26 protein-coding genes and 2 tRNA genes are annotated in these 25,912 nt (G+C 41.5%); 14 read left to right on the forward strand and 14 right to left on the reverse strand.

Translation table 11 applies throughout. The features are described from left to right. Positions 1 to 238: 238 nt before the first annotated feature. Together C3F22_RS09455 and nth are read left to right on the forward strand one after the other, a co-directional pair. Positions 239 to 1,030 (forward strand): RnfABCDGE type electron transport complex subunit B, encoded by a 792-nt coding sequence (locus tag C3F22_RS09455; RefSeq protein ID WP_034170488.1) that lies wholly within the window; start codon positions 239 to 241, stop codon positions 1,028 to 1,030. Positions 1,031 to 1,033: 3 nt separating this feature from the next. Continuing rightward, the gene (gene nth / locus C3F22_RS09460) at positions 1,034 to 1,747 is read left to right on the forward strand and encodes an endonuclease III (RefSeq protein WP_104426413.1); all 714 of its coding nucleotides are present in this window, start codon (positions 1,034 to 1,036) and stop codon (positions 1,745 to 1,747) included. A 35-nt stretch (positions 1,748 to 1,782) separates the two neighbouring features. Here nth and C3F22_RS09465 read toward each other — a convergent pair whose 3' ends face one another. The 4 genes from C3F22_RS09465 to C3F22_RS09480 all read right to left on the reverse strand — a co-directional run bounded on the left by C3F22_RS09465 (position 1,783) and on the right by C3F22_RS09480 (position 4,717). Continuing rightward, complete coding sequence (locus tag C3F22_RS09465) at positions 1,783 to 1,992, reverse strand: hypothetical protein (protein ID WP_034170490.1); 210 nt, start codon at positions 1,990 to 1,992, stop codon at positions 1,783 to 1,785. An 82-nt stretch (positions 1,993 to 2,074) separates the two neighbouring features. Next, the gene (adk, locus tag C3F22_RS09470) at positions 2,075 to 2,734 is read right to left on the reverse strand and encodes an adenylate kinase (RefSeq protein WP_004782907.1); all 660 of its coding nucleotides are present in this window, start codon (positions 2,732 to 2,734) and stop codon (positions 2,075 to 2,077) included. An 82-nt stretch (positions 2,735 to 2,816) separates the two neighbouring features. After that, positions 2,817 to 4,133: a hypothetical protein gene (locus C3F22_RS09475; RefSeq protein WP_104426414.1), complete on the reverse strand. Its 1,317-nt coding sequence runs from the start codon at positions 4,131 to 4,133 to the stop codon at positions 2,817 to 2,819. A gap of 65 nt (positions 4,134 to 4,198) precedes the next feature. After that, entirely contained in the window at positions 4,199 to 4,717 is a 519-nt protein-coding gene (locus tag C3F22_RS09480) for a hypothetical protein (RefSeq protein ID WP_104426415.1), read from the reverse strand. 234 nt (positions 4,718 to 4,951) lie between these two features. Here C3F22_RS09480 and mrdA point away from each other — a divergent pair, with 234 nt between their 5' ends. Both mrdA and rsmD read left to right on the forward strand, forming a co-directional pair. Further along, entirely contained in the window at positions 4,952 to 6,994 is a 2,043-nt protein-coding gene (gene mrdA / locus C3F22_RS09485; RefSeq protein WP_104426416.1) for a penicillin-binding protein 2, read from the forward strand. A 3-nt stretch (positions 6,995 to 6,997) separates the two neighbouring features. Then, the gene (rsmD, locus tag C3F22_RS09490; protein WP_104426417.1) at positions 6,998 to 7,555 is read left to right on the forward strand and encodes a 16S rRNA (guanine(966)-N(2))-methyltransferase RsmD; all 558 of its coding nucleotides are present in this window, start codon (positions 6,998 to 7,000) and stop codon (positions 7,553 to 7,555) included. A gap of 79 nt (positions 7,556 to 7,634) precedes the next feature. Here the strand turns inward: rsmD and C3F22_RS09495 are convergent, their stop codons facing one another. Beyond that, positions 7,635 to 7,841: a hypothetical protein gene (locus C3F22_RS09495; RefSeq protein ID WP_005234696.1), complete on the reverse strand. Its 207-nt coding sequence runs from the start codon at positions 7,839 to 7,841 to the stop codon at positions 7,635 to 7,637. 244 nt (positions 7,842 to 8,085) lie between these two features. Between C3F22_RS09495 and C3F22_RS09500 the strand changes: the two genes are divergently transcribed. The 3 genes from C3F22_RS09500 (at position 8,086) to C3F22_RS09510 (ending at position 10,139) form a co-directional block, all read left to right on the forward strand. Next, the gene (locus C3F22_RS09500) at positions 8,086 to 8,838 is read left to right on the forward strand and encodes a sulfite exporter TauE/SafE family protein (protein WP_104427006.1); all 753 of its coding nucleotides are present in this window, start codon (positions 8,086 to 8,088) and stop codon (positions 8,836 to 8,838) included. 84 nt (positions 8,839 to 8,922) lie between these two features. Continuing rightward, positions 8,923 to 9,684: a 3-oxoacyl-ACP reductase gene (locus tag C3F22_RS09505; RefSeq protein ID WP_104426418.1), complete on the forward strand. Its 762-nt coding sequence runs from the start codon at positions 8,923 to 8,925 to the stop codon at positions 9,682 to 9,684. A gap of 131 nt (positions 9,685 to 9,815) precedes the next feature. Next, positions 9,816 to 10,139 carry a hypothetical protein gene (locus C3F22_RS09510; protein ID WP_005234692.1) on the forward strand — a complete coding sequence of 108 codons (324 nt, stop codon included), beginning with the start codon at positions 9,816 to 9,818 and terminating at the stop codon, positions 10,137 to 10,139. Positions 10,140 to 10,203: 64 nt separating this feature from the next. Here C3F22_RS09510 and C3F22_RS09515 read toward each other — a convergent pair whose 3' ends face one another. Then, positions 10,204 to 10,782 (reverse strand): 1-acyl-sn-glycerol-3-phosphate acyltransferase, encoded by a 579-nt coding sequence (locus C3F22_RS09515; protein ID WP_104426419.1) that lies wholly within the window; start codon positions 10,780 to 10,782, stop codon positions 10,204 to 10,206. Positions 10,783 to 11,091: 309 nt separating this feature from the next. Here C3F22_RS09515 and C3F22_RS09520 point away from each other — a divergent pair, with 309 nt between their 5' ends. After that, complete coding sequence (locus C3F22_RS09520) at positions 11,092 to 12,264, forward strand: hypothetical protein (RefSeq protein ID WP_104426420.1); 1,173 nt, start codon at positions 11,092 to 11,094, stop codon at positions 12,262 to 12,264. A gap of 50 nt (positions 12,265 to 12,314) precedes the next feature. Here C3F22_RS09520 and C3F22_RS09525 read toward each other — a convergent pair whose 3' ends face one another. Together C3F22_RS09525 and C3F22_RS09530 are read right to left on the reverse strand one after the other, a co-directional pair. Continuing rightward, a complete protein-coding gene (locus tag C3F22_RS09525; RefSeq protein ID WP_104426421.1) occupies positions 12,315 to 13,469 on the reverse strand; it encodes a helix-turn-helix transcriptional regulator in 1,155 nt (384 codons plus the stop codon). A 42-nt stretch (positions 13,470 to 13,511) separates the two neighbouring features. Next, complete coding sequence (locus C3F22_RS09530) at positions 13,512 to 14,375, reverse strand: IS982 family transposase (RefSeq protein ID WP_004729973.1); 864 nt, start codon at positions 14,373 to 14,375, stop codon at positions 13,512 to 13,514. Positions 14,376 to 14,684: 309 nt separating this feature from the next. Between C3F22_RS09530 and C3F22_RS09535 the strand changes: the two genes are divergently transcribed. Next, on the forward strand, positions 14,685 to 15,191 hold the full coding sequence (locus C3F22_RS09535; protein WP_104426422.1) for a copper resistance protein NlpE: 507 nt from the start codon (positions 14,685 to 14,687) through the stop codon (positions 15,189 to 15,191). 70 nt (positions 15,192 to 15,261) lie between these two features. Here C3F22_RS09535 and groL read toward each other — a convergent pair whose 3' ends face one another. The 4 genes from groL to C3F22_RS09555 form a co-directional block, all read right to left on the reverse strand. Continuing rightward, the gene (groL, locus tag C3F22_RS09540; protein ID WP_005234685.1) at positions 15,262 to 16,896 is read right to left on the reverse strand and encodes a chaperonin GroEL; all 1,635 of its coding nucleotides are present in this window, start codon (positions 16,894 to 16,896) and stop codon (positions 15,262 to 15,264) included. A gap of 69 nt (positions 16,897 to 16,965) precedes the next feature. Further along, positions 16,966 to 17,256 (reverse strand): co-chaperone GroES, encoded by a 291-nt coding sequence (locus C3F22_RS09545; protein ID WP_004646315.1) that lies wholly within the window; start codon positions 17,254 to 17,256, stop codon positions 16,966 to 16,968. A gap of 178 nt (positions 17,257 to 17,434) precedes the next feature. After that, entirely contained in the window at positions 17,435 to 18,211 is a 777-nt protein-coding gene (locus C3F22_RS09550) for a metallophosphoesterase family protein (protein WP_104426423.1), read from the reverse strand. After that, a complete protein-coding gene (locus tag C3F22_RS09555) occupies positions 18,192 to 19,130 on the reverse strand; it encodes a diacylglycerol/lipid kinase family protein (protein ID WP_104426424.1) in 939 nt (312 codons plus the stop codon). Before C3F22_RS09555 ends, C3F22_RS09550 begins: the two co-directional genes overlap by 20 nt. Positions 19,131 to 19,545: 415 nt before the next feature. Between C3F22_RS09555 and C3F22_RS09565 the strand changes: the two genes are divergently transcribed. From C3F22_RS09565 to C3F22_RS09575, 3 genes are all read left to right on the forward strand, one after another. Beyond that, a complete protein-coding gene (locus C3F22_RS09565) occupies positions 19,546 to 21,375 on the forward strand; it encodes a phosphoenolpyruvate carboxykinase (GTP) (RefSeq protein WP_034170502.1) in 1,830 nt (609 codons plus the stop codon). Positions 21,376 to 21,730: 355 nt separating this feature from the next. Continuing rightward, the gene (locus C3F22_RS09570; RefSeq protein WP_416332513.1) at positions 21,731 to 23,083 is read left to right on the forward strand and encodes an MFS transporter; all 1,353 of its coding nucleotides are present in this window, start codon (positions 21,731 to 21,733) and stop codon (positions 23,081 to 23,083) included. 133 nt (positions 23,084 to 23,216) lie between these two features. After that, on the forward strand, positions 23,217 to 23,642 hold the full coding sequence (locus tag C3F22_RS09575) for a hypothetical protein (protein WP_104426426.1): 426 nt from the start codon (positions 23,217 to 23,219) through the stop codon (positions 23,640 to 23,642). A 56-nt stretch (positions 23,643 to 23,698) separates the two neighbouring features. Here C3F22_RS09575 and C3F22_RS09580 read toward each other — a convergent pair whose 3' ends face one another. Together C3F22_RS09580 and folD are read right to left on the reverse strand one after the other, a co-directional pair. Further along, the gene (locus C3F22_RS09580; protein ID WP_104426427.1) at positions 23,699 to 24,367 is read right to left on the reverse strand and encodes a class I SAM-dependent methyltransferase; all 669 of its coding nucleotides are present in this window, start codon (positions 24,365 to 24,367) and stop codon (positions 23,699 to 23,701) included. 264 nt (positions 24,368 to 24,631) lie between these two features. Beyond that, entirely contained in the window at positions 24,632 to 25,480 is an 849-nt protein-coding gene (folD, locus tag C3F22_RS09585) for a bifunctional methylenetetrahydrofolate dehydrogenase/methenyltetrahydrofolate cyclohydrolase FolD (protein ID WP_104426428.1), read from the reverse strand. A gap of 153 nt (positions 25,481 to 25,633) precedes the next feature. Between folD and C3F22_RS09590 the strand changes: the two genes are divergently transcribed. Both C3F22_RS09590 and C3F22_RS09595 read left to right on the forward strand, forming a co-directional pair. Further along, positions 25,634 to 25,707: transfer RNA gene (locus tag C3F22_RS09590), tRNA-Cys, on the forward strand. Between the two features lie 11 nt (positions 25,708 to 25,718). After that, a tRNA-Leu gene (locus C3F22_RS09595) sits at positions 25,719 to 25,804 on the forward strand. The last annotated feature ends 108 nt before the right edge of the window (positions 25,805 to 25,912 follow it).

A 25,912-nucleotide genomic window follows, 5' to 3' on the forward strand; every position in this document is an offset into this window, starting at 1 on the left:
TGAAAAATAGTTTAAATTTAATTTGATAACAATTATTTATATTGATTATGAATATTTTTTCTGTGTGCTTAAATACCAACTGAATCAATGCTTAATTGTTAATTTATGCCTGATAATAATGCACAAAGTGACCCTTAATCGTGCACAACTTAGTTCCTTAAAAACATGTTAAAATCATTAAATTGACATATTTTGTTTCATTCACTCTAAGGCTCAGCCCGAGCAGCCTAGGTTATTCATGAATTCGCAGATCTCTCTAGTCCAGTCTATTGATGCTTTATTGCCTCAAACCCAGTGCGGTTTATGTGGTCATCGTGATGGCTGCTTGCCCTATGCTCAGTCCATTGTTAAGGGCGAAGATGCCAATAAATGTGTACCGGGTGGACAGCCCGTCGCTGATGCTCTGGCAGCATTGTTAAATCGCTCTAAACTGCCCGCTGAAGAAAGCGTCTGGCCAATTCAGGCGGATGGTCGTCCTCAGCGCATGAAAGCCATCATCCGTGAAGATGAATGCATTGGCTGTACCAAATGCATCAGTGCTTGCCCGGTCGATGCGATCATTGGCTCAGGCAAATTGATGCATACTGTGCTCACTGACTTGTGTACCGGCTGTGAACTCTGCATTCCGCCCTGCCCGGTAGACTGTATTGATCTGGTCGAAGATCTTCAGCCTTTGCCAACTGAAGCTCAGCGTATTGCTGAACAGGATGACTTGCGTAAACGTTACTATGCGCATATTCAACGTGAAGAAAAACGCCGAATTGACCGTAAAGGTCCAGTGGTTCGTGCAGAAATTAATACAGCCCTATTTGCCCAGTTCTCTGCTCAGGTCGATCAAGTTCCTGTCATTGAAATCGTGAAAAAACCAGCAGATGAAGTGGTTACACTTGATGCCAAAACCACGATTGAGCTTGCCAAATTACGTACACAAATCAAAAAGTTAGAAAAACAGCTTTCTGTTCGTGAGGATGCACGCAAACGTCTGCAACTTGAAGAACTGACGCAGCAATTACAGGCTTTACAGGGATAAGACATGACAACAGTAACAGCTAAGCCTGTAAAAAACATGACTAAAAAACAGATTCAGACTTTCTTTGAGCGCCTGCGTGAGCAGCGTCCGAATCCAAAAACTGAATTGAATTATTCAAGTCCATTTGAATTACTGGTTGCAGTGACCCTGTCTGCCCAGGCTACGGATGTGAGCGTGAATAAAGCCACCGATAAACTGTTTCAGGTCGCCAATACACCGGAAGCAATTTATGCACTCGGCGTGGAGGGGTTGAAGGAATATATCAAAACGATTGGCCTGTATAACTCCAAAGCTGTGAACGTCATTAAAGCCTGTGAAATGTTAATCAAGAAGCATAACAGCGTGGTACCGGACAATCGTGCAGATCTAGAAGCTTTACCGGGTGTAGGGCGCAAAACAGCGAATGTTGTGCTGAATACTGCCTTTGGCCAGCCAACCATGGCTGTAGATACGCATATCTTTCGTGTTGGTAACCGTACCGGTTTGGCAGTGGGTAAAAACGTGCTTGAGGTCGAGCATCGTCTGGTCAAAGTGATTCCAAAAGAATTTATTATTGATTCACATCACTGGCTGATTTTACATGGTCGCTATTGCTGCATCGCACGTAAACCGAAGTGTCACGAGTGTGTGGTCGCTGATGTCTGTAACTGGCCCGACCGTTTTAAATTTGGTGCAAGTCACGCAATTCCGGTGAAAAATATTGAAGCTGAACTTTAGGTTCAGCTTTTTTAATTTAAGTACTCGAAATTTTTTTATTTTTTATTTTGCTCAGCCTGTTCTTGCTTGCGCTTTTGCTCAAGCTCGGCCTGTAATTTAGGATGCAGCTGACGCTCAGGTACCTTACCCGCATTTTCAGCACGTTCTTCCTGACGTACTTTTTTCAGCATCTTGAAGCTGACATAGAACAGTGCAAACAGTACTGCCAGAAATACAATCATCAATCCCAATACAGCAAATTTCACAGCAGATCCTTTTGAACAACGCAATAAAAAGAGCCCTAATATGACTTAGGGCTCTTTGAAAGTCAAAATGATCGGAAACCGATTATTTTGCTTGATCCAGAATCGCGAAAAGATCTTTTTGAACTTCTTCGATTGGACGTAGACCATTTAACTTGTCATAAGTCGGTGCATTTTCGCCTGAAGCTGCACGGCCTTGGTAGAAGCCAACCAGCTGTTCAGTTTCAGTGTGGTATGAACCTAAACGGCGACGAATAGTTTCTTCCTGGTCATCTGGACGTTGTACCAGATCTTCACCAGTTTCATCATCTTTACCTTCCACTTTTGGTGGGTTGTAAACGATGTGATAAACGCGACCAGACGCCGGGTGTTGACGACGGCCAGATAGACGTTGAACGATTTCTTCATCCGGCACATCAATTTCAATCACATGATCAATTGCAATGCCTTCTTTTTCCAGCGCTTCAGCTTGAGGAATCGTACGTGGGAAACCATCAAAGATGCAGCCATTTGCACAGTCAGGTTGTGCAATACGCTCTTTGACCAGACCAATGATCAATTCATCAGAAACCAAACCGCCATTGTCCATGACGCTTTTAGCTTGTAGACCTAATTCAGTTCCTTCACGAATTGCAGCACGGAGCATATCACCGGTTGAAATTTGTGGGATATTGTAGCGCTTACAGATCAACTGAGCTTGTGTACCTTTACCTGCTCCAGGTGGTCCGAGTAAGATAATGCGCATATATAAACATCCTCATTTTTTAACTATGTATAAGATACCCAGCTTCACACGACCAAAACGTGTGCTGCTCTTTGGCATCTAATTATAAGAAAGCCACAAACAAATGGATTAAACCCGCAACAAAACCGGTAACTCCCCCCAGGACAATCAAGATCCATTCATCTTCCTGAAAGGCAGGACGTAATAGATTCTGAAACTCGTTAGGCGTCAAATCACGTATGCGGTCTCTAAACATTTGGTAGATCTTCTGTGCACGGCTCGCATTAAACGCAGGGTCGCTTACAGGCACCATCGTAATTTCAATCGAGCGATCGATCAAGTCTGTCTTGAGTTTTGCATACTCTTTTGGCCCTAAAGACAACTGTAAAGAGGTCCGAACCAGCGGTGTTTCCATAATTTCGTTAATATGACGTTTGACAATACGGCGGGTTTTATCTTTTTTACCACCATACATCATTTCTGTCATGATCGATTTTAGCGTAATCAGATCTTCTGTGACCACACTTGCAAATACGTCAGAGACTTCCTCCTGACGTTTCATAAATGCGCCTTGTATGTTATAGATGCCAATTCTTGGAATCACCGGTTTGATCCAAGGGAATCTATGATCAGCCGTACGCTTAAAGAATTGCGGGTATTTGATATAGTGCGGTTCTACCGGATTAAACACCATCCAGATCGCAATCCAGTTGGTCAGGAAGCCCCAGATAGCCGCCCAGAACGGTACGGTCCAGTGCCATGGCACCACAAACCAGACCACCATCTGGAACAGGCCAAAGAACATCCCGATCAGGGCACTGATATGCCAGATAAAGTTGATTTCTTTCTGCCCGACTTTCAGGAACATGCGCACCATTAAACGGCGATCGCCTTCCATTTGACTGACCACCATGTCGCGCATATCGACCAGTGACTCGACGTTCATGGTCAGTTCAGTCACTAATTCTTTTAATACCTGTGGCAGCTGTTTATGGGCTTGGGCATAAATACGGCGCTTGATTGAATAAGGCAAGTTTTCCCATAGCACCGCATTACGGTCCATCATGACTTCATCAATCAGATGTTCGAGTTCAAAACCGACCTGTTCCCCGATAATACGTGCCATATCATCCGGATCCATTGCCTGCAAAAACTCCTGGATGGAGCCCAATTTAGATAAGGTATTATCCGTGATAATTCCTGAGATTCTTCCAGCTTTACGCGGCACAATACCTTGCCAGCCAACAGGAACAGGCCCGACATGAAAACCCCAAAAATTAATTGGATAAAACACCATTTTTAGCGCCATCCACACGTGAGCCCATGTTACGAATGCGGTCACCGGGATAATGCTGAGCACTGCCCAAAAATCTGGGCGATTCAAGAAGGCTTGCCACAATTCATTGACGTACTCAAGCATGCATAAATTCCATATTTAATTTTTTGTTCACAGAATACAGGTATTAATAAAGTTGAATATTTTGTCTATAAACCGATACTTAAAGTATAGGAGAATTGTAGTCTGGGTTCAGTTTCGGCTACAACACGACCATTACTGTCCTGTAGTTTCTCCCCCGCCCCAATACCGATACTAAAACTGCTGATCCGTTCTGAACTAAGCAAAACATACGCCAGATCAATGCCCCCACCTAAACGGCTTTCGTATTTGCCATCAACCTGTTTGCTATCGATATGACCGGCATAAGCCCCTACATAATAACCATTTTTGTCCTTGCCGGTGAGGTGTGCAGGATAACGAAAGCCAACTTGTGCTCCAACTGTACGATCATCGTTGAGAAAAGCACCACCTTTCACATAAGCAATCCCATAAGGATTCACCCATTCAGTGTTTAGATGGATAAGTTTCTGGGTAAAACCGACCCCAACATTTAATTCTTTAGGCTCACGATCCTCAGTTCTGTTTGTCGTATTATTCACTTGATCATGTGCATATCCCCCATTTGCAAAGAATGCAAATGCCAACAAAGGGTAAACTTTGTTCATTCCTTCACCATCTTCCTTAATTATAGTTTTTGGTAGAGTCCTATTTTTATTTAATTTTGACTTTATCAGAATTATTAAAACTCTTGTATACAGCACTTTACAATTTTCATGTCTGCAAAGTCAAAGTTTAAACACAGGAATTGCTACAGCCAGTTTTTCATTATCAAATCCCGTACAGTTGCGCTAGAATACTCCACTTTGATTCCTTTCCCTCTGGTCTTAAGTCGATCGCGTATGAAGCAGCACTTTCCTTTAAAAAATGCACAACAAGAGAAGCGCATCTATAACAGTCGGGTCTGGATCTCTGTCGGTATTGTGGTTTTCTTTATGCTGATGCTGGTCAGCCGCTATGCCTATTTGCAAATTTTTAATTTTGAAACCTTCTCTACGGCTTCTGACCAGAACCGTATTCGTCTGCAGCCCTTAGCGCCCGCACGTGGCTATATTTATGATCGTAACGGTATTTTACTTGCCGATAATTATCCTGTTTTCACAGCTACCTTAAGCCGCGCCGATGTGCAAGATATTGATGATACGCTGAAACGTCTTACACCGATTCTGGAATTGACTGAAGAAGATATTGAACGTTTTCAGGCACGAGTCAAGACGGCGCGTAAAACTGAGCGGGTATCGATCAAGCTGAATCTGAATGAAAATGATATTGCCCGTTTTAGTGAAGTAAAATATCTATTTCCGGGCGTCAATATTGAAACCCAGATGACTCGTTACTATCCGCATGGTGAACTTTTCGCGCATGTGATTGGTTATGTCGGCCGCATTAATGACAAAGAACTTAAAGAAATTGATAAGGATCTCTATGCCGGGTCTAACCTGATCGGGAAAATTGGGGTAGAAAAATATTATGAAGATCTCTTACATGGTGTGCCAGGGAATGAGTCAGTCGAAGCTGATGCTTTCGGTAATGTCCTGCGTCATTTAGGCCGTAAAGAGCCGGTACGAGGTAATGATCTGTATTTGTCACTAGATTATGGTCTACAAACCATTGCCACAGAGCAACTGGCCGGTCGTCGCGGTGCTATTGTCGCGATTGACCCACGTACAGGTGAAATTCTGGCGCTGGTTTCCAGTCCAAGTTTTAACCCTAATTTATTTGTCACCGGGATTAGTAGCAAAGATTATTCAGGCCTTCGTGACAGTCTGGATCAGCCACTTTATAACCGTGCTGTTCAAGGGGCGTATCCTCCAGGTTCAACGATCAAACCGATGTTTGGTATGGGCGGTCTGCATTATGGACTGGTTGACTGGAGTACAGCGATTTCTGACCCGGGCTATTTTACCTTACCGGGCGATAGCCACCGCTTCCGTGACCATAAGAAAACTGGTCATGGTGCTGTGAACCTGCATAAGGCGCAAGTGGTGTCCTGCGACACCTATTTCTATGTCATGTCCTACCGCATGGGCATTGAAAAAATGAATAGCTGGATGCGCCAGTTCGGCTTTGGCGAAAAAACCGGTGTGGATTTACCAAGTGAAAGTTCAGGCCTTTACCCAAGTCCTGAATGGAAAATGCGTACCCGTAAATCCAAATGGTCACGTGGTGAAACCATTTCGGTGAGTATTGGCCAGGGTGCATTTACCGCAACACCATTACAGCTTGCTATGGCAACTGCTATTACAGCGAATCAAGGCTCACATGTTACGCCTCACGTACTGCGTGAAAGTAAGGGTGCCAAACCTTTTACAGTACATAATGCCCCTAATGGTAAAATCGACTTTAACGGTCAACCAGACGACTGGATTAAAATGCGTGATGCGATGATTGATGTGGTTCAGTCAGGTACAGGTCGCGGAATCCGCACACCAATGTATCAAATTGCAGGTAAAACTGGTACGGCACAGGTGAAAAGTATTGCGCAAGGTAAGCGCTATAATGAAGCCCTACTGACTGAACGCCAACTGGATCATGGTCTATTTGTGGGTTTTGCACCTGCTGAAGCCCCTGAAATTGCAGTAGTCGTTGTCTGGGAAAATGGTCGACATGGGGGTTCTGCTGCACAACTGGCTAAACCGTTATTTGATTACTGGTTACTGTCTCGCGATAAAAATCCGATTCATCCTGCAGGCCATCAAATTAGTGGCGGTCTCATGACAGCAGGTATTAAACCGGGTGAATTGCCAAGTGGACCGAATCTGTTAAGTGCAGATCCGAATGCGAGCCCAACCCAAGAAGGCAGTCAGGCGACCCATGCACAGTCAAACAATCCGCAACCTGCAACTTCTCGCTCTGCTCCTGCAGCCAATGACGATCAGGAATAATTCATGAAAAATCAACTTAGAATTATTGGTGGTGACTGGAAACGCCGTCAATTGGCTTTTGCCAGTATTGAAGGATTACGTCCTACACCTGACCGTGTGCGTGAAACTTTGTTTAACTGGCTGATGTGGGATGTCCAGAATGCTTGTGTCTTGGATCTGTGTACCGGTTCAGGCGCTTTATCCTTTGAAGCATTATCACGTGGTGCAGCTTCAGTGGTGATGATTGAGCCGGATCGTACTCAGGCACAATTCCTCACCCAAAATCTGGAATTACTCAAAGTCACCAAAGCACGTGCGCAACTTAAAATTGCGACAGCACAACAAGCCTTAACCAGCCTGAAACAGCAGTTTGATCTGGTCTTTCTAGACCCACCTTATAGTCTGGATTTATGGGAAACTCTGGCTACTCAGACTGATCCACTGATTAAAGAAGATGGTTTTATCTATGTAGAAGCCGATCGTGAACTGAGTACATTGAAGCTGCCAAGTTCATGGCATTTAATCAAAAATACCAAAGCCGGCACAGTACGCGCAGGGCTGTATCAGAAAAAAGCAGCTTAAGACTTACTTATATTAAATACTTAAATAAAAAAGGATTCCTTCCTTTAAGGAATCCTTTTTTATAAATAGAAGATAACGGTTAACGATTACGACGCCAGTCCCTATCGCCTCTATCACGTTTCCAGTCACGATGATCTCTATGTTTTTTCCAGTCCTTATCACCACGATCCCGATCATAATGTCCATTACGATCATGATGACCGCGATAACCTTCATCCCAAGGATCAACCACACAGCCTGTTAGCGCTACTGCCAATACAGATGACAGTAATATCATTTTTTTCATGTTCATCACCTCTATACCGCCCTCAATTAGTATCAAGTGATTTCATGAAGAGTACGCGGAGCCATTGTTGCACTCTTGTATGATTTTGTTCATTTTCCATACTTAATTAAAGGATTTGTCTCGGATTTAATAAAAATCATTTATGCATATTTACACTTAGATTCGCATAAATACAGCTAAGGATCTGCTTGGTTTTTCTGACCATGTTTTGAATACTACAAACTTTTCCAATACCCTGATTTTTATGACGACCTGGCTACTCTTTATTCTTGGTGCAATTATCGCAGGATTTGTACAGGGACTTACCGGTTTTGCTTTTGCATTAATTACCATGTCATTCTGGGTATGGGGATTGAGTCCTCTACTTGCTGCGCCTTTAGTGGTTTTTGCCTCGGTGTGGAGTCACCTCATTTCATTATCTAATGAGCCTAAACTTCCTCATCTGCACCGAGCCTTATATCTACCTTATTTAATTGCAGGTCTGATCGGTGTCCCACTCGGTACCTGGTTACTGAATATCGTTGAAGCGGGCACTTTTCGTATTTTTCTTGGTATATTTCTCGTGATCTGGTGTCCACTAATGCTGCTGAATCCACAGATTAAATTGATTCAACATTCAGGCAAAACTGCGGATGCAGGGATTGGTTTGGTTGGTGGCATTTTAGGAGGTTTAGGGGGATTCTGTGGTTCTGTACCATCTGCCTGGTTAATGCTGAAACAGCTACCGAAAGAACAGCAGCGCTACATATTGCGTCATTTTAATTTTGCCATACAGGTGTTTACCTTAGCCGCCTATTTACTGCAAGGCAGCTTAAATCAGACTCACCTTCCCTATATGGTGGTACTCATTCTAGCTGTAAGTATTCCCGCTATTTTAGGCGCACGTCTGTTTCATCGAATATCAGAATTACGTTTTAAACAGATTGTCTTAGGCTTACTCTTCAGCTCGGGCTGCTTTCTCCTGATTAAGGAAGGTATTGACTCATTTGCGCGATAGAGCAGCTCTAAAACCTTACATCACTTTGCTTTCAACCCTATTGCTGTTATGTTAGCCCGAATGATTCTCAGGCGGATATAAGCAATGCAAATTCGTGATCAAATTGCCCTTGTCACTGGTGGTGCACGTGGATTGGGTCTAGCCATTACCCAGCTTCTGATACAGGAAGGTGCACGTGTGGTAGTAAATTACCATAGCAGCAAAACCCAAGCTGAAGCTTTACAAAATCAGTATCCTGATCAGGTCTTTGCCTATCAGGCAGATGTAACACAAGCTGACCAGGTAAAAGCTTTATTTGCTGCCAGCAAGGCCCATTTCGGAGAAGCCGTCCATTCCGTTATTAATAATGCGCTGGTGCAGTTTGAGTTTAATGGTGATGAGCGACCTAAAGTTGAAGATCTGACCTGGGAAAGTATGTCCCGTCAGTTTAGTGGAGCAGTTCAGGCCTGTTTAAATACAACACAAGCTGCATTAGAAGATATGAAACAGGCACATTTTGGTCGTATCGTGAATATTGGGACTAACCTGGTTCAAAACCCTGTCGTTCCTTATCATGATTATACGACTGCGAAAGCGGCGCTATTGGCCTTTACCCGAACTACTGCGCAAGATCTTGGTCAGCATGGGATTAACGTGAACATGCTTTCAGGCGGATTACTGCAAACCACGGATGCAAGTAAAGTAACACCTGACTTTGTCTTTGACCTGATTGCTCAGTCCACTCCTCTGCGCCGCGTGATTACACCTGAGGAATTTGCGTCTGCTATTCTGATGTTCCTGTCACCTTATTCACGTGCAGTGACAGGTCAAAACCTGATTGTCGATGGCGGACTGGTTAAAGGTTAAAGATCGCCAAGGAAGAATGAGATTCTAAATTTTATTCTTCTATTTTTTGACCAGTTGTTGAATGAAACTACTTTTGCATAGCGCATTTACTTCTACAATAGTGCGCTCCCCATTAAAGTTCATCTTTTTCTATGAAACTCCTAACGGCATTGCTCAGTAGCATATTACTGGCAGGTTGTATGTCCAATGATCTTAAAAAGTCAGAACAGCTTCTGCAAAACTTCAATTGTGCCAAGATTGATACAGCGCAAATGCCACACAGTAGTATGACGGATTATTATCAACACATGCTGTACAGCAGCAAAACCAAGGTCGAGTCTTATATTGAGCAATATCATCAAGGTGAAGAGCCTTTTGACCTGCCTTTATATGAAGTGGTAGAACAGCAATACAATCTTTATAAAGATGCCTGCCAGAATCTGGGGGGAATTTTATCTGAAGAGAATCAAAATTAAATTCGGTATTTATATATCGTACAGAAAAGCAGAGTCCATCCCTCTGCTTTTATTTTTCCTGAAATTAAAAATAGCGTTGATCAATACTGAATTTTTCAGGAAATTTAGGTTCAACATTGGCATAGAACGCCATGATCTCAGCCATATCCTGTTCATAATTTCCTGTTGGATAAATGATTTTACCTACGCCCGCTTCTTTTTTTGCATAATCCATATAAGCCAGCGCAATTGGCACACTCGCATTGATCGCCACATGATAAAAACCGGTTTTCCATTGTTCTTGACGGGCGCGTGTGCCTTCCGGTGTAACCAACATGACTAGTTTAGAATGTTCTTTAAATAAATCCGTCATGGCCTGAACCATGCTTGGACGTGGCTCACCCGGTTGTTTGGGACGACGGTCAATACCAATTCCACCCATTGCACGTACAAAAGGCCCAAATGGAAATTTCATATAGCTGTCTTTAATGGTCAGGCGCACATTCACTTTTAATGCCTTTAAGGCCAAACGTGCATATAGTGCATCCCAGTTACTGGTATGTGGCGCTGCAATCATCACACATCGATCAAGGTCTTCGGGCCATTGGTCATCGGTTTTCCAGCCCATTAAATTTAAAGTTTTCTCAGCTAAATTTTCAAACACAGTTACATCACAATCATTGTCAAAATTTCGCCACAGTCTAACAATGCAGCAGAATATAGATAGTGCATACTGATCAATAAATCACCAATTAATATATATTTGTATTTTTAAATTTTAGGAAGAGTTTTCAATTTATTGTTATTTGAATCTTCCTTTTTTCACTTCCTATAGCAAGCTCATTCTTTTAAGCAAATAATGAGTTCAATTTATTTTACTGATTTATATATTTTTCCATCCTAATTTTAGAATATGTTGATTTTAGCTTTCTTTCTATACTTCGCTGACATAATAAATTTTAGGAAGATTTTCATGAAAAAGACTTTAATTTGTCTTTCCTTAGCGGGGTTACTTACAGCATGTGGCGGTTCAGATAATGATCGTACAGAGGGTTCATCACCTGTTCCACCTACAGCTCCGGTCGGGACCGAAACTGGTGTACTGACAGATGGAATTATCTCAGGGGTAACATATATCACCAGTAGTGGTGCTGAAGGGGTTACTAATGAAAAAGGTGAATTTAAATTTAATGACGGAGAAAAGGTTAAATTCCTGATTGGTGACGTACAACTAGGTCAAGAAATTGAAGCTAAAGAACGTGTTACGCCTTTAGATTTAGCACAAACTGAAATTGCACGTACCAATCTGATGGTGTTTTTACAGTCTTTAGATACAGACAGTAATCATGACAATGGGATTAGCATCAGTACTGAAGCTGCTAATGCCCTTCTTAATCAAAGTTTAGATTTTTCTAAGGCCCCTACAGCATTTGCTACAGATGTGGTATCAACAGGCGTAGTTACCACAGAAAAATTGATTACACCTGAAAAAGCTGCAGAAAACTTCCAGTCAACTTTCTATAAAGATATTGCCGGTACTTGGGAAATTGGCCGCAATGCAAACAGCGCTGTACTGATCCATATTTTAGAAGATGGCCGTTATGCCTTAGGTCAAGCAGAAGCTGCTGACGGTGATGGAACACCTGGCATTGAAACTGGAGAGTTAAACTGGAACGCAACTACCAGCGTGATTTCACCGCGCATTATTCAAGACAGTAATGGTGAATGGGGACTCTCAGATCCTGCAAAAGGCAAACCTTACACCTTAAACTATGATGGAACGACCTTAATTCTGACAGAACCGGGGATCAATACTGAATACCGGTTAAGCCGCGTCAAACAGTCTGCTAATGGTCTGGTAGGTGCTTGGAGATTTAGTGACACCCATTTATTTGCCTTCTTTGACACAAACTATTATTTCTTCCTGGACACTGAAGGCGGAGATGATTGTGGCTGGCCTGGAATTGAATATGGCAAATTTACTCTTTCAGGTAATACACTCACAACCACTGAAGTTTTATTCGATACCAATGAATGTGGCGGATTACAAGACAGTTCCGATGGCAGCAAGACCATTGCAAACATCAATGTATCGGCAGAAACTCTGATCTTGCACCCACAAGGTGAAGGTTCTGTAACATTATAGCACGTTAGATAATGAGCACAGCCTACCTAAAGAATTATCTTTAGGTAGGTTTAATTAATATGTTCAAAATGAATCGCACATCCCATCAATAAGTGCATCAGTTCAATTTGTGAAGTGCAGTCAGTTTTTTCATAAATATTCTTAAAATAAGTGCGTACTGAACTTAAAGTGATCCCACATTTCGCCGCAATTTCTTCTAATTTATAGCCATTGATTAAAAGCTCACACAAATCAAATTCACGTTTTGACAGTTGATATGCTTGCTGTAAATAAGCTCTGGATAATGAATAATGCCGATTTTTGTCTGTCATAAATACAGCAATCTGATGCTGAGCTTCAGAAAATTGCTGCATCTTTTTTAATCTTTTAAAAGACACAACAGTGAGCATCAATTGCTGCATTTTAGAATCCTGCAGAGCCAAGACCCCGCCTATTTCACTCGGCATACTGGTCTCTTCCAGCAAAGCACTGGATAGCAATCTTTCCAGACGTTCCTGATCACCTACCGGTATTTTCAGACGGTTATGTATATCCATTTCCAAACACGTTGAAGCTTCAATCATGCTTTGTGCCAGTGGATTTGAATAAGATAACTTGAGATCCTGATCCAGCAAAATAATACCGATTTTTAAACAGTCCAATACAGTATATAAGCTGATATTGTCTTGTTGTACCAAACTGATTTGCCGATGAATCTGTAAAGAGCGACGCAAATGTATGCCGATCCGTTTGAGAAAATTCAGTTCAGCTGCTTCAAAACCTTGAGTGTGTGGAGCACGATGTAGTCCCATGACTGCCCAGCGATAGTTTCCTCTGTCCAGTAATACTCCAGCCATATATCCTATCCCTGTAGGCTTAAGACATTTTTCATAAAAGATATACTGCTCTGTTCCAGGTTGATCTGCATAATGACGACAGTCCTGATTAAGCGCCTCCCCCATATCAATTTCATTCCATAGTGGCATGTGCAGCTTCATGTCAACGACCCGAATCCGTTCCTCCTGATAAGCAGCCAGACTTTCTTCCGGGATATTGTAAGTATAAACAAACTCATAGGCTGGATTGAATTGATCAAGCCCGGTAAATATTGCGCTATGACTCTGGGTATATTGCATAATATCCTGGATGACCTCCAACCATAAAGCAGGCAATAAAGCAGCATCATAAATTTTCGCGATGATATTATTTTCCTGTTCTGCTTTCATGACCACTCTTTTTAATAATTAACCTGAGTTCGATGAAATATTTTAGCTTTTTAGCAAGTTTTGGAAAGTTGGCTTATTTGGATTTAAGCAATAAGCCACTATAGCAGCCATAATATTCACCATAAAGTTATTCACCGAACGATGACGTGAATGGTCAATTTGATGTAAGTTTTTTAACTGATCATTCACTGTTTCGATCAATCCTCTTCTGCAAAGCAATTGTTTTTCTTCTTCAGTTTGGATGGGTTTATTTTTCATATTCTTGCGTGACGGGGTTAATAGTCTGAGCCCCCTTGCTGCTAAAGCTTCAGTTTTTGCTTTACTCAGATAGCCTTTATCGCCCAGTAAAATACCTTTTAACTCTTGGGTTAAAGATTCAAGTACAGCAACATCATGAACACTTCCCGATGTAATCTTGAGATTAATAATTTCACCCAAGTTGTTGATAACAATATGGACTTTAAATCCATAAAACCAACCTGTGCTACTTTTACCACGACCAGCTAAGCCTTTAAATACACGATGTCTTTTAATTCTAAGATTATGGCAAACGACCAATTTAGTCGAATCAATAATACAAATTCCGGTATCTTCTCCTTTAACTTGATGGAAGAAACTACTCAAAGCTTGCAAACAACGCGGCATAATTTCAATAAAACGATTGTAACTAAGAAGCTTGGGAAAAGCTGATTTCCAAAATGGGATGATCATATGACAATAAAAATATTTGAAAAATCTAAACCCGGATTTATGAAATAAAATGACAATGGTCATGACTTCAGACAAGCTTAAAGCTGACTTTTTCATTGTTGTTTTTTGATCAGAAATTAGAGCTTTCTCTAAAGATTCATTAAACTTTTTGCAGAAATCATCCAAGATACAAAATAATTCGGTAATATAGTCCATGAAAAAGCCTTGCTCTGAAATGTTTTGTCTTCGTAACCAAGATATTACAGATGCTAAGGCTTTTTTTTATTTATTTTTTATGTCGAACTCAGGTTAATTATTTCTATCAAATCATAACCTTAAGGTTTATAAAATAAAACTAAAGAAAACCAATCGCTTATTTTGTATTTTAATTATCTTAGTTTCTCATCTACATATATTTAATCCGTTTCACTTAACGAATCAATTTTTAACAAGATCCCTCTGTATATTGATAGCTCATACTTCTAATGTAAATCCTAGAACAGAAGAACAAGAGGATGATCTTCAATGAAAAAAATACTATGGCCTGCTTTATTGGTAGTAACGGTTACTAGTTTAAGTGCATGTTCTAAACAGAATGACCGCGATATGGCCAGTGCAGATACTCAATCTAATACCACAAATGCTCCTGTTACTACAGAGACTACAAATAGTCAAAGCAATATGAGTACTGAGATGACCAGTAAAGCTACTGTTAACTCAAACTGGGCAGGTGAATATGAAGGTGTTTTCCCATGTGCTGACTGCGAAGGGATTAAAGTTGAACTAGATCTTAATCCTGACAAAACTTATGAATTGAGTGAGGAATATTTAGGTAAAACTGGAAATAATGAAACTGAGACCAAAGGTAGCTTCACTTTCGATTCTCAACAACCTTCTATTATCGTCCTAGATGGAAAAGCTGAAAACAGGAAGTTTTATGTAGGTGATAACTTCGTTGAAGCTCGTGATATAGAAACAGGTAAGGAAATACAGAGTAATCTGAATTATAAATTAGTTAAAAAATCACCTTAATCATTTTCTAACTTAATAAAAAATCCCCGCAAATGCGGGGATTTTTTACATCATATGATCGAACGATGAATTACATCATACCGCCCATACCACCCATGCCGCCCATATCAGGCATAGCTGGTTTTTCTTCTGGAATTTCAGTAATCATACATTCTGTTGTTAACATCAAGCCAGCAACAGAAGCTGCATGCTCAAGTGCTGAACGAGTTACTTTCGCAGGATCCAGGATACCCATTTCCAGCATGTCACCGTATTCGCCTGTCGCAGCGTTATAGCCATAGTTACCTTCACCGTTCTTCACAGCATTGATCACTACAGATGGCTCATCACCAGCATTTGCTACGATTTGACGAAGAGGAGCTTCGATTGCACGACGAAGGATATTAATACCAACGTTTTGGTCATCGTTTGCACCAGTTAAACCATCAAGTGCAGATGCAGCACGTACCAGTGCAACACCACCACCTGCAACAACACCTTCTTCAACTGCAGCACGAGTTGCGTGAAGTGCGTCGTCTACACGGTCTTTCTTCTCTTTCATTTCAACTTCAGTTGCAGCACCAATTTTGATAACTGCTACACCACCTGCCAATTTAGCAACACGTTCTTGAAGTTTTTCTTTGTCGTATTCAGAAGTAGATTCTTCGATTTGTGCACGAATTTGCTGAACACGCTCAGAAATCTGATTTGCATCACCAGCACCATCAACAATCACTGTATTTTCTTTAGATACAGTTACTTTATGCGCAGTACCTAAGTGTTCAAGTGAAGTTTGATCTAACTGCATACCGATTTCTTCAGAAATCACAGTACCGCCTGTCAGGATCGCGATATCTTGAAGCATTGCTTTACGACGGTCACCGAAGCCAGGAGCTTTAACAGCACATACTTTGATAATGCCGCGCATGTTGTTTACAACAAGAGTTGCTAGTGCTTCGCCTTCAACATCTTCAGCGATGATAAGAAGAGGCTTACCAGTTTTCGCAACAGCTTCCAAAACAGTGATCAATTCACGGATATTGCTAATTTTCTTGTCAACCAATAGGATGTATGGGTTTTCAAGTTCAGCAGTTAAAGTGTCTTGTTTGTTTGCGAAGTATGGAGAGATATAACCGCGGTCAAACTGCATACCTTCTACAACATCAAGCGAATCTTCAAAGCCTGAACCTTCTTCAACAGTGATTACGCCTTCTTTGCCCACTTTTTCCATTGCTTGTGCAATCAGAGAACCAACAGTGGTGTCAGAGTTTGCAGAGATCGAACCAACTTGCTCAATCGCTTTAGAGTCAGAAGCTGGTTTTGCAGTTTGTTTAATATTTTCAACAACAGTTTTCACTGCAAGGTCGATACCGCGTTTCAGATCCATTGGGTTCATACCCGCTGTTACTGACTTGATCCCTTCGTTTAGGATTGCTTGAGCCAATACAGTCGCAGTCGTTGTACCGTCACCGGCGATATCATTGGTTTTTGAAGAAACTTCACGAACCAGTTGCGCACCCATATTTTCGAATTTGTCTTTTAGGGTGATTTCTTTCGCAACAGATACACCATCTTTAGTGATGTGCGGTGCACCGAAAGAACGGTCGATTACAACGTTACGGCCTTTAGGACCTAAAGTCACTTTCACCGCATCTGCAAGGATGTTCACACCAGCAATCATTTTTGAACGAGCTGAATCACCAAATTTTACGTCTTTAGCTGACATATTTGACTCCGAATATTGTTGTATCTTTACAAAATCTGAATTGGAATGAGTAAAACGATCTGGCGCAGATTAAGCTTCTAATACTGCTAGGATGTCAGACTCTTTCATGATTAAAAGTTCTTCGCCGTTTACTTTTACAGTTGTACCTGCATAAGTACCGAACAATACTTTGTCGCCAACTTTTACGTCTAACGCGCGTACGCCATTGTCAGTGATTTGACCATTACCAACTGCAATGATTTCACCTTGTGCAGGTTTTTCAGCAGCAGAACCTGGAAGTAAGATGCCCCCAGCTGTTTTTGTTTCTTCTTCAACACGACGAATAACAACGCGGTCATGTAATGGACGAATGTTGCTCATAAATAACTCCATCAGACTAAGTCTTTTTTAGATCACCGATGACGACTTATTTATTCCATTGGTCATCATCAAAATTTTTTGATGTGCTTTTTATGGAGATGGAATAAAATGCTTCAAGGGCAAAAATGAAAAAAAATTGGTTTTTTTTTAATTTTTTGATGGATTGCGTATTTTTTGTCTATTTATTTATGGGATCAGGCTGTGGAACAAAGGTTTTTAACTGTTCATCAAAACAATATTGCGTGATTTTTCCTGTTGCATCAATTGCATTAAAGCTATTCGGCTGATTCTTATGGAGCCGATGTGACGCAGAAGTCCCCGCATGTACATCATAAACCGGATGATCTCCTCCCAATTCGAATATATGGTTCAAATCATAGACTGCGGTATGATGCAAATGCCCATGCAATACAGCAAACAGACCATGTTGCGACCAAGACTCCAATGCAATTTTGGCCATCAGGGGAATATCCTTAAACCCCCGCCTATTCTGAGATGGCACATAAAAAGGTTGATGACTGACAATAATCTTAATTTTGGAAGCAGGCGCCTGCTGTAGTTTCAGGTCAATCCTTTGAATCTGCTCAAGTGATAAATGACCTTTGGTATGATATCGACGTCTAATCGAATTTACCCCGATCAGATAAAAATGTTCGGTTTCTAAAACAGGCTCGAGTTCACCAAAAAATAATTGATAACGGGTAAATGGAGTAAATAGCCGATTCCATAAATGATAAAGCGGAATGTCATGATTCCCTGGTATCACAAGATAAGGCGTATTCAACTGATCCAGAAACCGTTTACAGGCAAAAAATTGTCCCAAACGTGCTCGCTGGGTGAGATCGCCGCTGACTACCACCGCTTCCAATGGATGATCTCGACAAAATTGCCGGATGGCTTCCAAACATTCAGGCCTTTCTGTACCAAAATGTAGATCAGAGAGATGCAGAATCATGCGGCACCATTACACTTAAACTATTTTTTAAAACTGAAATATTTAACGGTGGTGTCATTTCTACCGTCTCCCCATCTATGGCAACCATTAATTTCTTACGTTTAGACTCAATTCGCACCTGATCAGCAGCAAAACTATAAACATCGGAGGCTTGATCAATCTTGCCCCGAATTAACTGATATACCAGCTTGAATAACGTCAGCTTGTCACTTTTGGAGACCACAACCCCAGCCACCTTCCCTTGCTCAGCAGCTTGGGCAATCCGCATTTTCATGTCTGCCAGTTGAAGTGGATTATTGCCAAAGAAAATCAGTGGAGTTTTGACCGGATATTTCTTCTGATCTACCCAGATTTCCAGTTTTAATTCTTTACGGTCACGAATCAAAACATCGAGTGCTGAGGTATAGGCATGTAAAGGGAAACGGCCAAATATGCGATTATAGTCTTCACGTTTTTTAATAAATAAGGGATATAAGCCCAGACTAGCATTGTTCAGGTAGATTTCCTGATTGATGAGTGCCACATTGATACGTTTGGTTTGACCCGTTGCAATGACTTGTGCGGCTTCAACCAAATCTAAGGGAATATCCAGCAATCTTGCCGCATAGTTAAAAGTACCTAAAGGCAATATTCCGACTGGAATATCAGTTTCAAGCAGGTGTTTGGCGACTGAATTGAGCGTTCCATCTCCTCCTGCTGCCACGACCACACCATGATCCGGCGATTGTTGATGCCGTTGCAGCACTTCAGCAATGACTTTTTTGAACTGTTCTGGATCGTTGATTTCAAAGGCTTTAGTCTCAAAATCATGCGCTGCAAAAATATCTAGTAATTGCTTATATTTTTCTTGTTGGTCGAATAGACGGAAACCAGAATTATGATTATAAATAATAGATAAGGGTTTAGATTGATTAGACATTTTTTACACAGATTGATGCATACCTATTGGCATTTTGTCCAATTCATAAACAATTAACAGTTGCTTTATGTAAAATTCGAATGGCGACCATTTATTTAATCAATAACAAATACAATTGAACAATTTTAATTAAATATTTGATTCAAATGTAAATAATTAAAGTAAATACCACACATAAAGATAATAAATACATATTTAAGGTTTTGATTTTATTTATATCTTATTGTTTTATATAAATTTAAACAGAAAATAGCATAATATTCCAAATAAAATCCAGCACTTCTTTAGTCTTATTTTTTTGATGATTTTATGCTTTAATACAGCCACTTTTTTTTCATATTTCATCTGGCCAGTATTTTATTGACCAGATTGTACTTTGTACAAAATTTTGTACACATTTGAGATAGGCCTCACCATGACCCAAGTGAACGCACCAGAATTCGTTCGTCACCCTAAGCTTATTGCATGGGTGGAAGAAATTGCTAAATTAACAAAACCAGCAAAAATTGAATGGTGTGACGGTAGCGCAGAAGAATATCAACGTTATATCGACTTGATGATCGCTAACGGCACAATGCAAGCGCTTAACCAAGAGAAACATCCTGGTTCTTATCTTGCAAATTCTGATCCTTCTGACGTTGCTCGTGTTGAAGACCGTACTTTTATCTGTTCTGCAAATAAAGAAGATGCTGGCGCCACCAACAACTGGGAAGATCCAGCAGTTATGCGCGAAAAATTGAATGGTCTGTTTGACGGTTCAATGAAAGGTCGTACCCTATATGTGGTTCCATTCTCTATGGGTCCTTTGGGTTCACACATTGCGCACATCGGTATCGAATTAACTGACTCTCCTTATGTGGCAGTCAGCATGTCTAAAATGGCTCGTATGGGTAAAGCTGTTTATGACGTTCTAGGTACAGATGGTGAATTTGTTCCTTGCGTACACACTGTGGGTGCACCACTTGAAGAAGGTCAAAAAGATGTTGCTTGGCCTTGCAACAAAGAAAAATACATCGTGCACTACCCAGAAACTCGTGAAATCTGGTCATTTGGTTCTGGTTACGGCGGTAACGCATTGTTAGGTAAAAAATGCCTGGCCTTACGTATTGCATCTTACATGGGTCGTCAACAAGGCTGGTTAGCTGAACATATGCTAATCCTTGGCGTGACTAACCCTAAAGGCGAAAAACACTACATCGCAGCTGCATTCCCATCTGCTTGTGGTAAAACAAACTTCGCGATGCTGATTCCACCAGCAGGTTATGAAGGTTGGAAAATTGAAACTGTAGGTGACGATATTGCCTGGATCAAACCAGGTGAAGATGGTCGTTTATATGCAATCAACCCTGAAGCTGGTTTCTTCGGTGTAGCTCCTGGTACAAATACCAAAACGAATCCGAACTGTATGGCAACTCTTCATAAAGACGTAATCTATACAAACGTTGCTGTGGCTGACAACGGTGAAGTTTGGTGGGAAGGTCTGACTAAAGAAGCACCTGCGAATCTGACTAACTGGAAAGGTCAACCACACACTGGCGAAGAAAAAGCGGCTCATCCGAACGCTCGTTTCACAGTTTCTGCTGGTCAATGCCCTTCTATCGATGCGGATTGGGAAAATCCAGCAGGTGTTCCAATTTCTGCGTTCATCTTCGGTGGTCGCCGTGCAGACACAGTGCCTCTAATTTCAGAAGCATTTGACTGGGTTGATGGTGTTTATAAAGCTGCCACCATGGGTTCTGAAACAACTGCTGCTGCTGTTGGTCAACAAGGTATCGTTCGTCGCGACCCATTTGCGATGCTTCCATTTGCTGGCTACAACATGGCTGACTACTTCACTCACTGGTTAGAAATGGGCGAGAAAGTTGGCGAGAAAGCTGCTGCTGCTGGTAACAAGCTTCCTGGTATCTACAACGTGAACTGGTTCCGTCGTGATGCTGAAGGCAACTTCGTATGGCCTGGTTTCGGTCAAAACATGCGTGTTCTTGAGTGGATCATCGATCGTTGTGAAGGTCGTGCTGATGCTGTTGAAACTCCAATCGGCCGTGTACCTACTTATGAACAGCTCAACTGGACTGGTTCTGATTTCACTAAAGAACAGTTTGACCTGGTAACTTCTCAAGACAAAGATCAATGGATCAAAGAACTTGAAAGCCACACTGAATTGTTCAACAAATTAGGTGATCGTCTGCCAGAAGCATTGAAAAAACGCCAAGCTGAACTTCTTGAAGCGGTTAAATCTGCTTAATTGCTGATTTAATTTTAAAAAGGTCGCGTAAGCGGCCTTTTTTATTATCTTAAGAAAAGGTGAAAGCCAATCTTTTAATCTGTTTTACATCTAAATGAAAACCACATTCACTGTTTATTAATCTCCTCAAAGAACATCATTTAACCAGTTAATCCAATATAAAAATCAAGCAATTACTCTAAACAAATGGTAAATCTATGTTTTATAAAAATATTTGAAAATTCCATTATTTATTAAGACTAAAGTCCTATAAAAACAGAAAACTTGGAGGCGTATAAGTATATGAAATCTCCTCACTTTCTCTCTCACTAAAACATAACTTTTTAGATTTTATAGCAATGAAAATTTAAAAAAGATGTGTTTTACAGCATTCCTTTGGAGCAATGTTGTGAATCAGCCACTTCCTGAAGCTGCTACACCGCAGCTTGACCGTAAAACACGGGTTAAATCTATTCTCGGTGGTTCTGCAGGTAACCTGGTCGAATGGTACGACTGGTATGTTTATGCAGCCTTTACCTTATATTTCGCTTCACAGTTCTTCCCTGATAGTGACAATACCGTCAAGCTCCTTCAGGCTGCTGCTGTATTCGCACTTGGTTTCTTGATGCGTCCGATTGGCGCATGGATTATGGGGATTTACGCTGACCGCAAGGGTCGTAAAGCCGGTTTAACACTTTCTGTATCTTTGATGTGTGTCGGTTCCCTGATTATCGCCTGTGCACCTACCTATGATTCAGTGGGTATGCTGGCCCCTGCGCTGTTGTTATTTGCACGATTGTTACAAGGTCTGAGTGTAGGTGGTGAATACGGTTCAAGTGCCACCTACTTAACTGAAATGGCAGGTAAAAATCATCGTGGTTTCTATTCAAGCTTCCAGTATGTGACTCTGATCTCAGGTCAGCTATTAGCACTCTGTGTATTGATTTTCCTACAACGTACTTTGACTGAAGCACAACTCACTGAATGGGGCTGGCGTATTCCCTTCCTGATTGGTGCATTCTTAGCGATTGTGGTGTTCTGGATCCGTCGCGGTCTGGTAGAAACACAATCTTCAAAACAGGCTGTTGAACAGGCGAAAAAAGGTGGTCCTAAATCCGGTGCCTTAGCTTTATTCACTAAATACCCTAAACAGGCATTTACCGTAATCATGCTGACTGCAGGTGGTACTTTAGCTTTCAATACTTTCACTACTTATCTGCAAAAGTACCTAGTCAATACTTCTGGTTTTGAAAAGACTACAGCGACTGAAATCACAACCCTCGCCATCTTCGTATTCATGTTATTGCAACCAGTTGTGGGTGCACTCTCTGACAAAATTGGCCGCAAGCCAATCATGATTGCTTTTGGTGTGCTTGGTGTACTCTTTACCATTCCTATTTTTAATGGCTTAGGCTCAACTACCAACCCAACTACAGCATTCATGCTGTGTATGAGCGGTATGGTGATTGTGACTGGTTACACAGCGATTAATGCCGTAGTAAAAGCTGAGCTATTCCCTGCCCACATCCGTGCCTTAGGCGTAGCTTTGCCTTATGCGATTGCCAACACCGTATTTGGGGGTACAGCAGAACTGGTGGCTTTAAGCTTTAAAAATGCCGGCCATGAAAACTACTTCTTCTATTACATTACTTTTATGATTGGCCTGTCACTGCTGACTTATGTCTTTATGAAAGACACTAAAAAGCACAGCATGATTACTGATGACTAAGTAGCTGTATTGCTCTAGGAGCTTTCCGGATGGAAACATTCGGAAAGCTTTTTTATTGGAATTTTATGTTTACTGCCATTCCGCTATTTCGTTGCTATGGCATACTTGTCTGATAAAAATACGGGAAATCATCATGATGAAAAAAACAGTTTTTTTACTCGGCTTAACTATCGGCACTTTAGGCCTGACAGCATGTCAGACGGCACCTCAACAATTTAACGGTCAGACCGGATATGAAATCCTGGAACGTTCAGAAAATACTGCAACCTTAAGCTATACATTAGCAGGACGACCAAGTCAGGATGAAAACAGATTACAGGCTGCTTGCAGACAAGTTCTTGGAACCTCTAAAAACTATAATATCCAGATTATCAATAGTCAGGAAATAGTTAACCCAACTCCAGAACAGGTTCAGTATGGCCGTCAACTCGGGGATAGTCGTACCCAGATCAGCTTGAGTAATACACCTGATTTATATAACAGTGAAAATCCAGGTGCCCGAGAGGCATTAGATGCCCGCCCTACCACTGTACGTGTGATTCGTTATACCTGCTCATAAAAACAGAGCATAAAAAAAGGGCTTGATGCCCTTTTTTATTTTTTAACTCTTGTGTTTTATTTGGTTCGATAGAAGCTAACATTTCGAAATTCGGGTGATTCATCCAGATCTGGCCAGGTGGTTGCGCTGCGTTCATCCAGTTTGAGATATTGTGGATGATTAAAGTTTTTAACCCGACTGTCTGCAACCCAGACCTCGAGTGCAAATTTCAGGAATTCATCCAGAAAGAAGCGGTTACACTGATCATAAAGCACGTCAGCCGCTAGCAGTATATCCACCTGTTCTGTTTTATAGAGATCATCCAGATATTCCAGCTCAACATCATTTAGCTCAGCATTGGCACGACAGGCATTCAGACTGACCTGATCGATATCGCAACAGATCACCCGCTTGGCTCCTGCCATTTTCGCAGCAATCGCAACTACACCGGAACCCGCACCAAAATCCAGCACTACCTTGTCTTTGACATGATGCGGTTCAGCCAGCAGCCATTGTGCCATGGCCAGTCCAGATGCCCAGCAGAAGATCCAGTATGGCGTATCATTCCAGATCCGGCGAATCACTTCATCGTCAAGTTTGTCTGTCGGAAAAACTGGTGGAATCAGCCAGAGTGAAATAGGTGTTTCCGGCAGTTGTTGCGCCGTTAGTTCACAATTGGGAATGACTTGATGTAAGGCTTGAAGTAAATGCTCAGGGGCTTTAGGAAATTGGAAGGTACAGCTCATGAAGAAAGCCTTGATGCGAAAATATCTTTATTGGAATTTATACATTAATCGGATACATGACCACGTCATTCGCAGCTGTTCGAGGCAGACTGAAATCTAATTCGTCCTGTTTTTGCGACACATCAACCACGCAAAAGAAATATGACGAGTTCTACGAATGACAAATGGTTTTGGTTACTTTTGCCGAAACAAAAGTAACAAATGAACTTCTTACATCTTAATAGTCACAACGATACGACTCCGCCGTAACTAATTAAATTTCAATTAACCCAAAGCCTTCTCAGCAGCTTCTACAGTTTGACGAATTAAAGTTGTAATCGTCATAGGACCTACACCACCCGGAACTGGTGTATAAGCAGAAGCGATTTCTTCGATACCGACTAATTCAATATCGCCTACACCGCCGCCATCACGTGGGTGGAAGCCAGCATCAACAACCACTGCACCTGGTTTGATCCAGTCTTTCTGGATTAGTTCTGCTTTACCTACTGCACCTACAATGATGTCAGCCTGTTTTACAAATTCAGGCAGGTTTTGAGTACGTGAATGACAAATGGTCACAGTAGCATTCGCTTCAAGTAACATTGCTACCATCGGTTTACCTAAAATCGCAGAACGACCAACCACTACCGCATGTTTACCTGCGATTTCAATATTGTTTTCTTTCAGGATGGTCATGATACCTGCAGGCGTTGCAGAACCGTAAGCTGCTTCACCCATCGCCATACGACCATAACCCAGGCAAGTCACACCATCTACATCTTTTTCAAGCAAGATTGCATCGAAACAAGCACGTTCATCAATTTGTGCAGGAACCGGATGTTGTAACAGAATACCGTGAACATCTGGATTTGCATTCAACTTTTCAATTTCAGCCAGCAATTCTTCAGTAGTTGTTTCTTTTGGAAGCTCAACTTTTAATGAATCCATACCAACACGGCGGCAAGCATTACCTTTCATACGCACATAAGTTGCAGATGCGCCATCGTCACCCACCAAAATAGTCGCAAGAATTGGAGTACGACCTGATTTTGCTTTTAGCGCTTCTACGCGAGTTAACAAGTCAGCTTCAATTTGCTTCGCCAATGCACGACCGTCTAGAACTAATGCCACGGCACTTCTCCCAAGTGTTGATATGAATCAATTTTGCACATTCTACATGATAATTCTGAATATTTTCCGCCATATGCTGTTTTTATGTGCATACAAATGAATATCCTATTGTTTTTTTTTCAGAGCTTGATAATATACGCATCAACAAGACGCGGCGGGGTGGCAGAGTGGTCATGCAGCGGACTGCAACTCCGTGGACGCCGGTTCGATTCCGACCTCCGCCTCCAATCTTGTTAAAGCCCGAGTGGTGAAATCGGTAGACACAGGGGATTTAAAATCCCCCGCCCACAAAGCGTGCCAGTTCGAGTCTGGCCTCGGGCACCATTCTTCTACTCCTGAAGATGGTGTAAATAAAAAACCCAGCGAAAGCTGGTTTTTTTATGCCTGAAATTTGCTAAATCTAATTCTCAATAGAATTTTATTAGCATTCGC

The sequence above is a fragment of the Acinetobacter sp. ACNIH1 genome (assembly GCF_002934695.1).
Classification (GTDB): domain Bacteria; phylum Pseudomonadota; class Gammaproteobacteria; order Pseudomonadales; family Moraxellaceae; genus Acinetobacter; species Acinetobacter variabilis.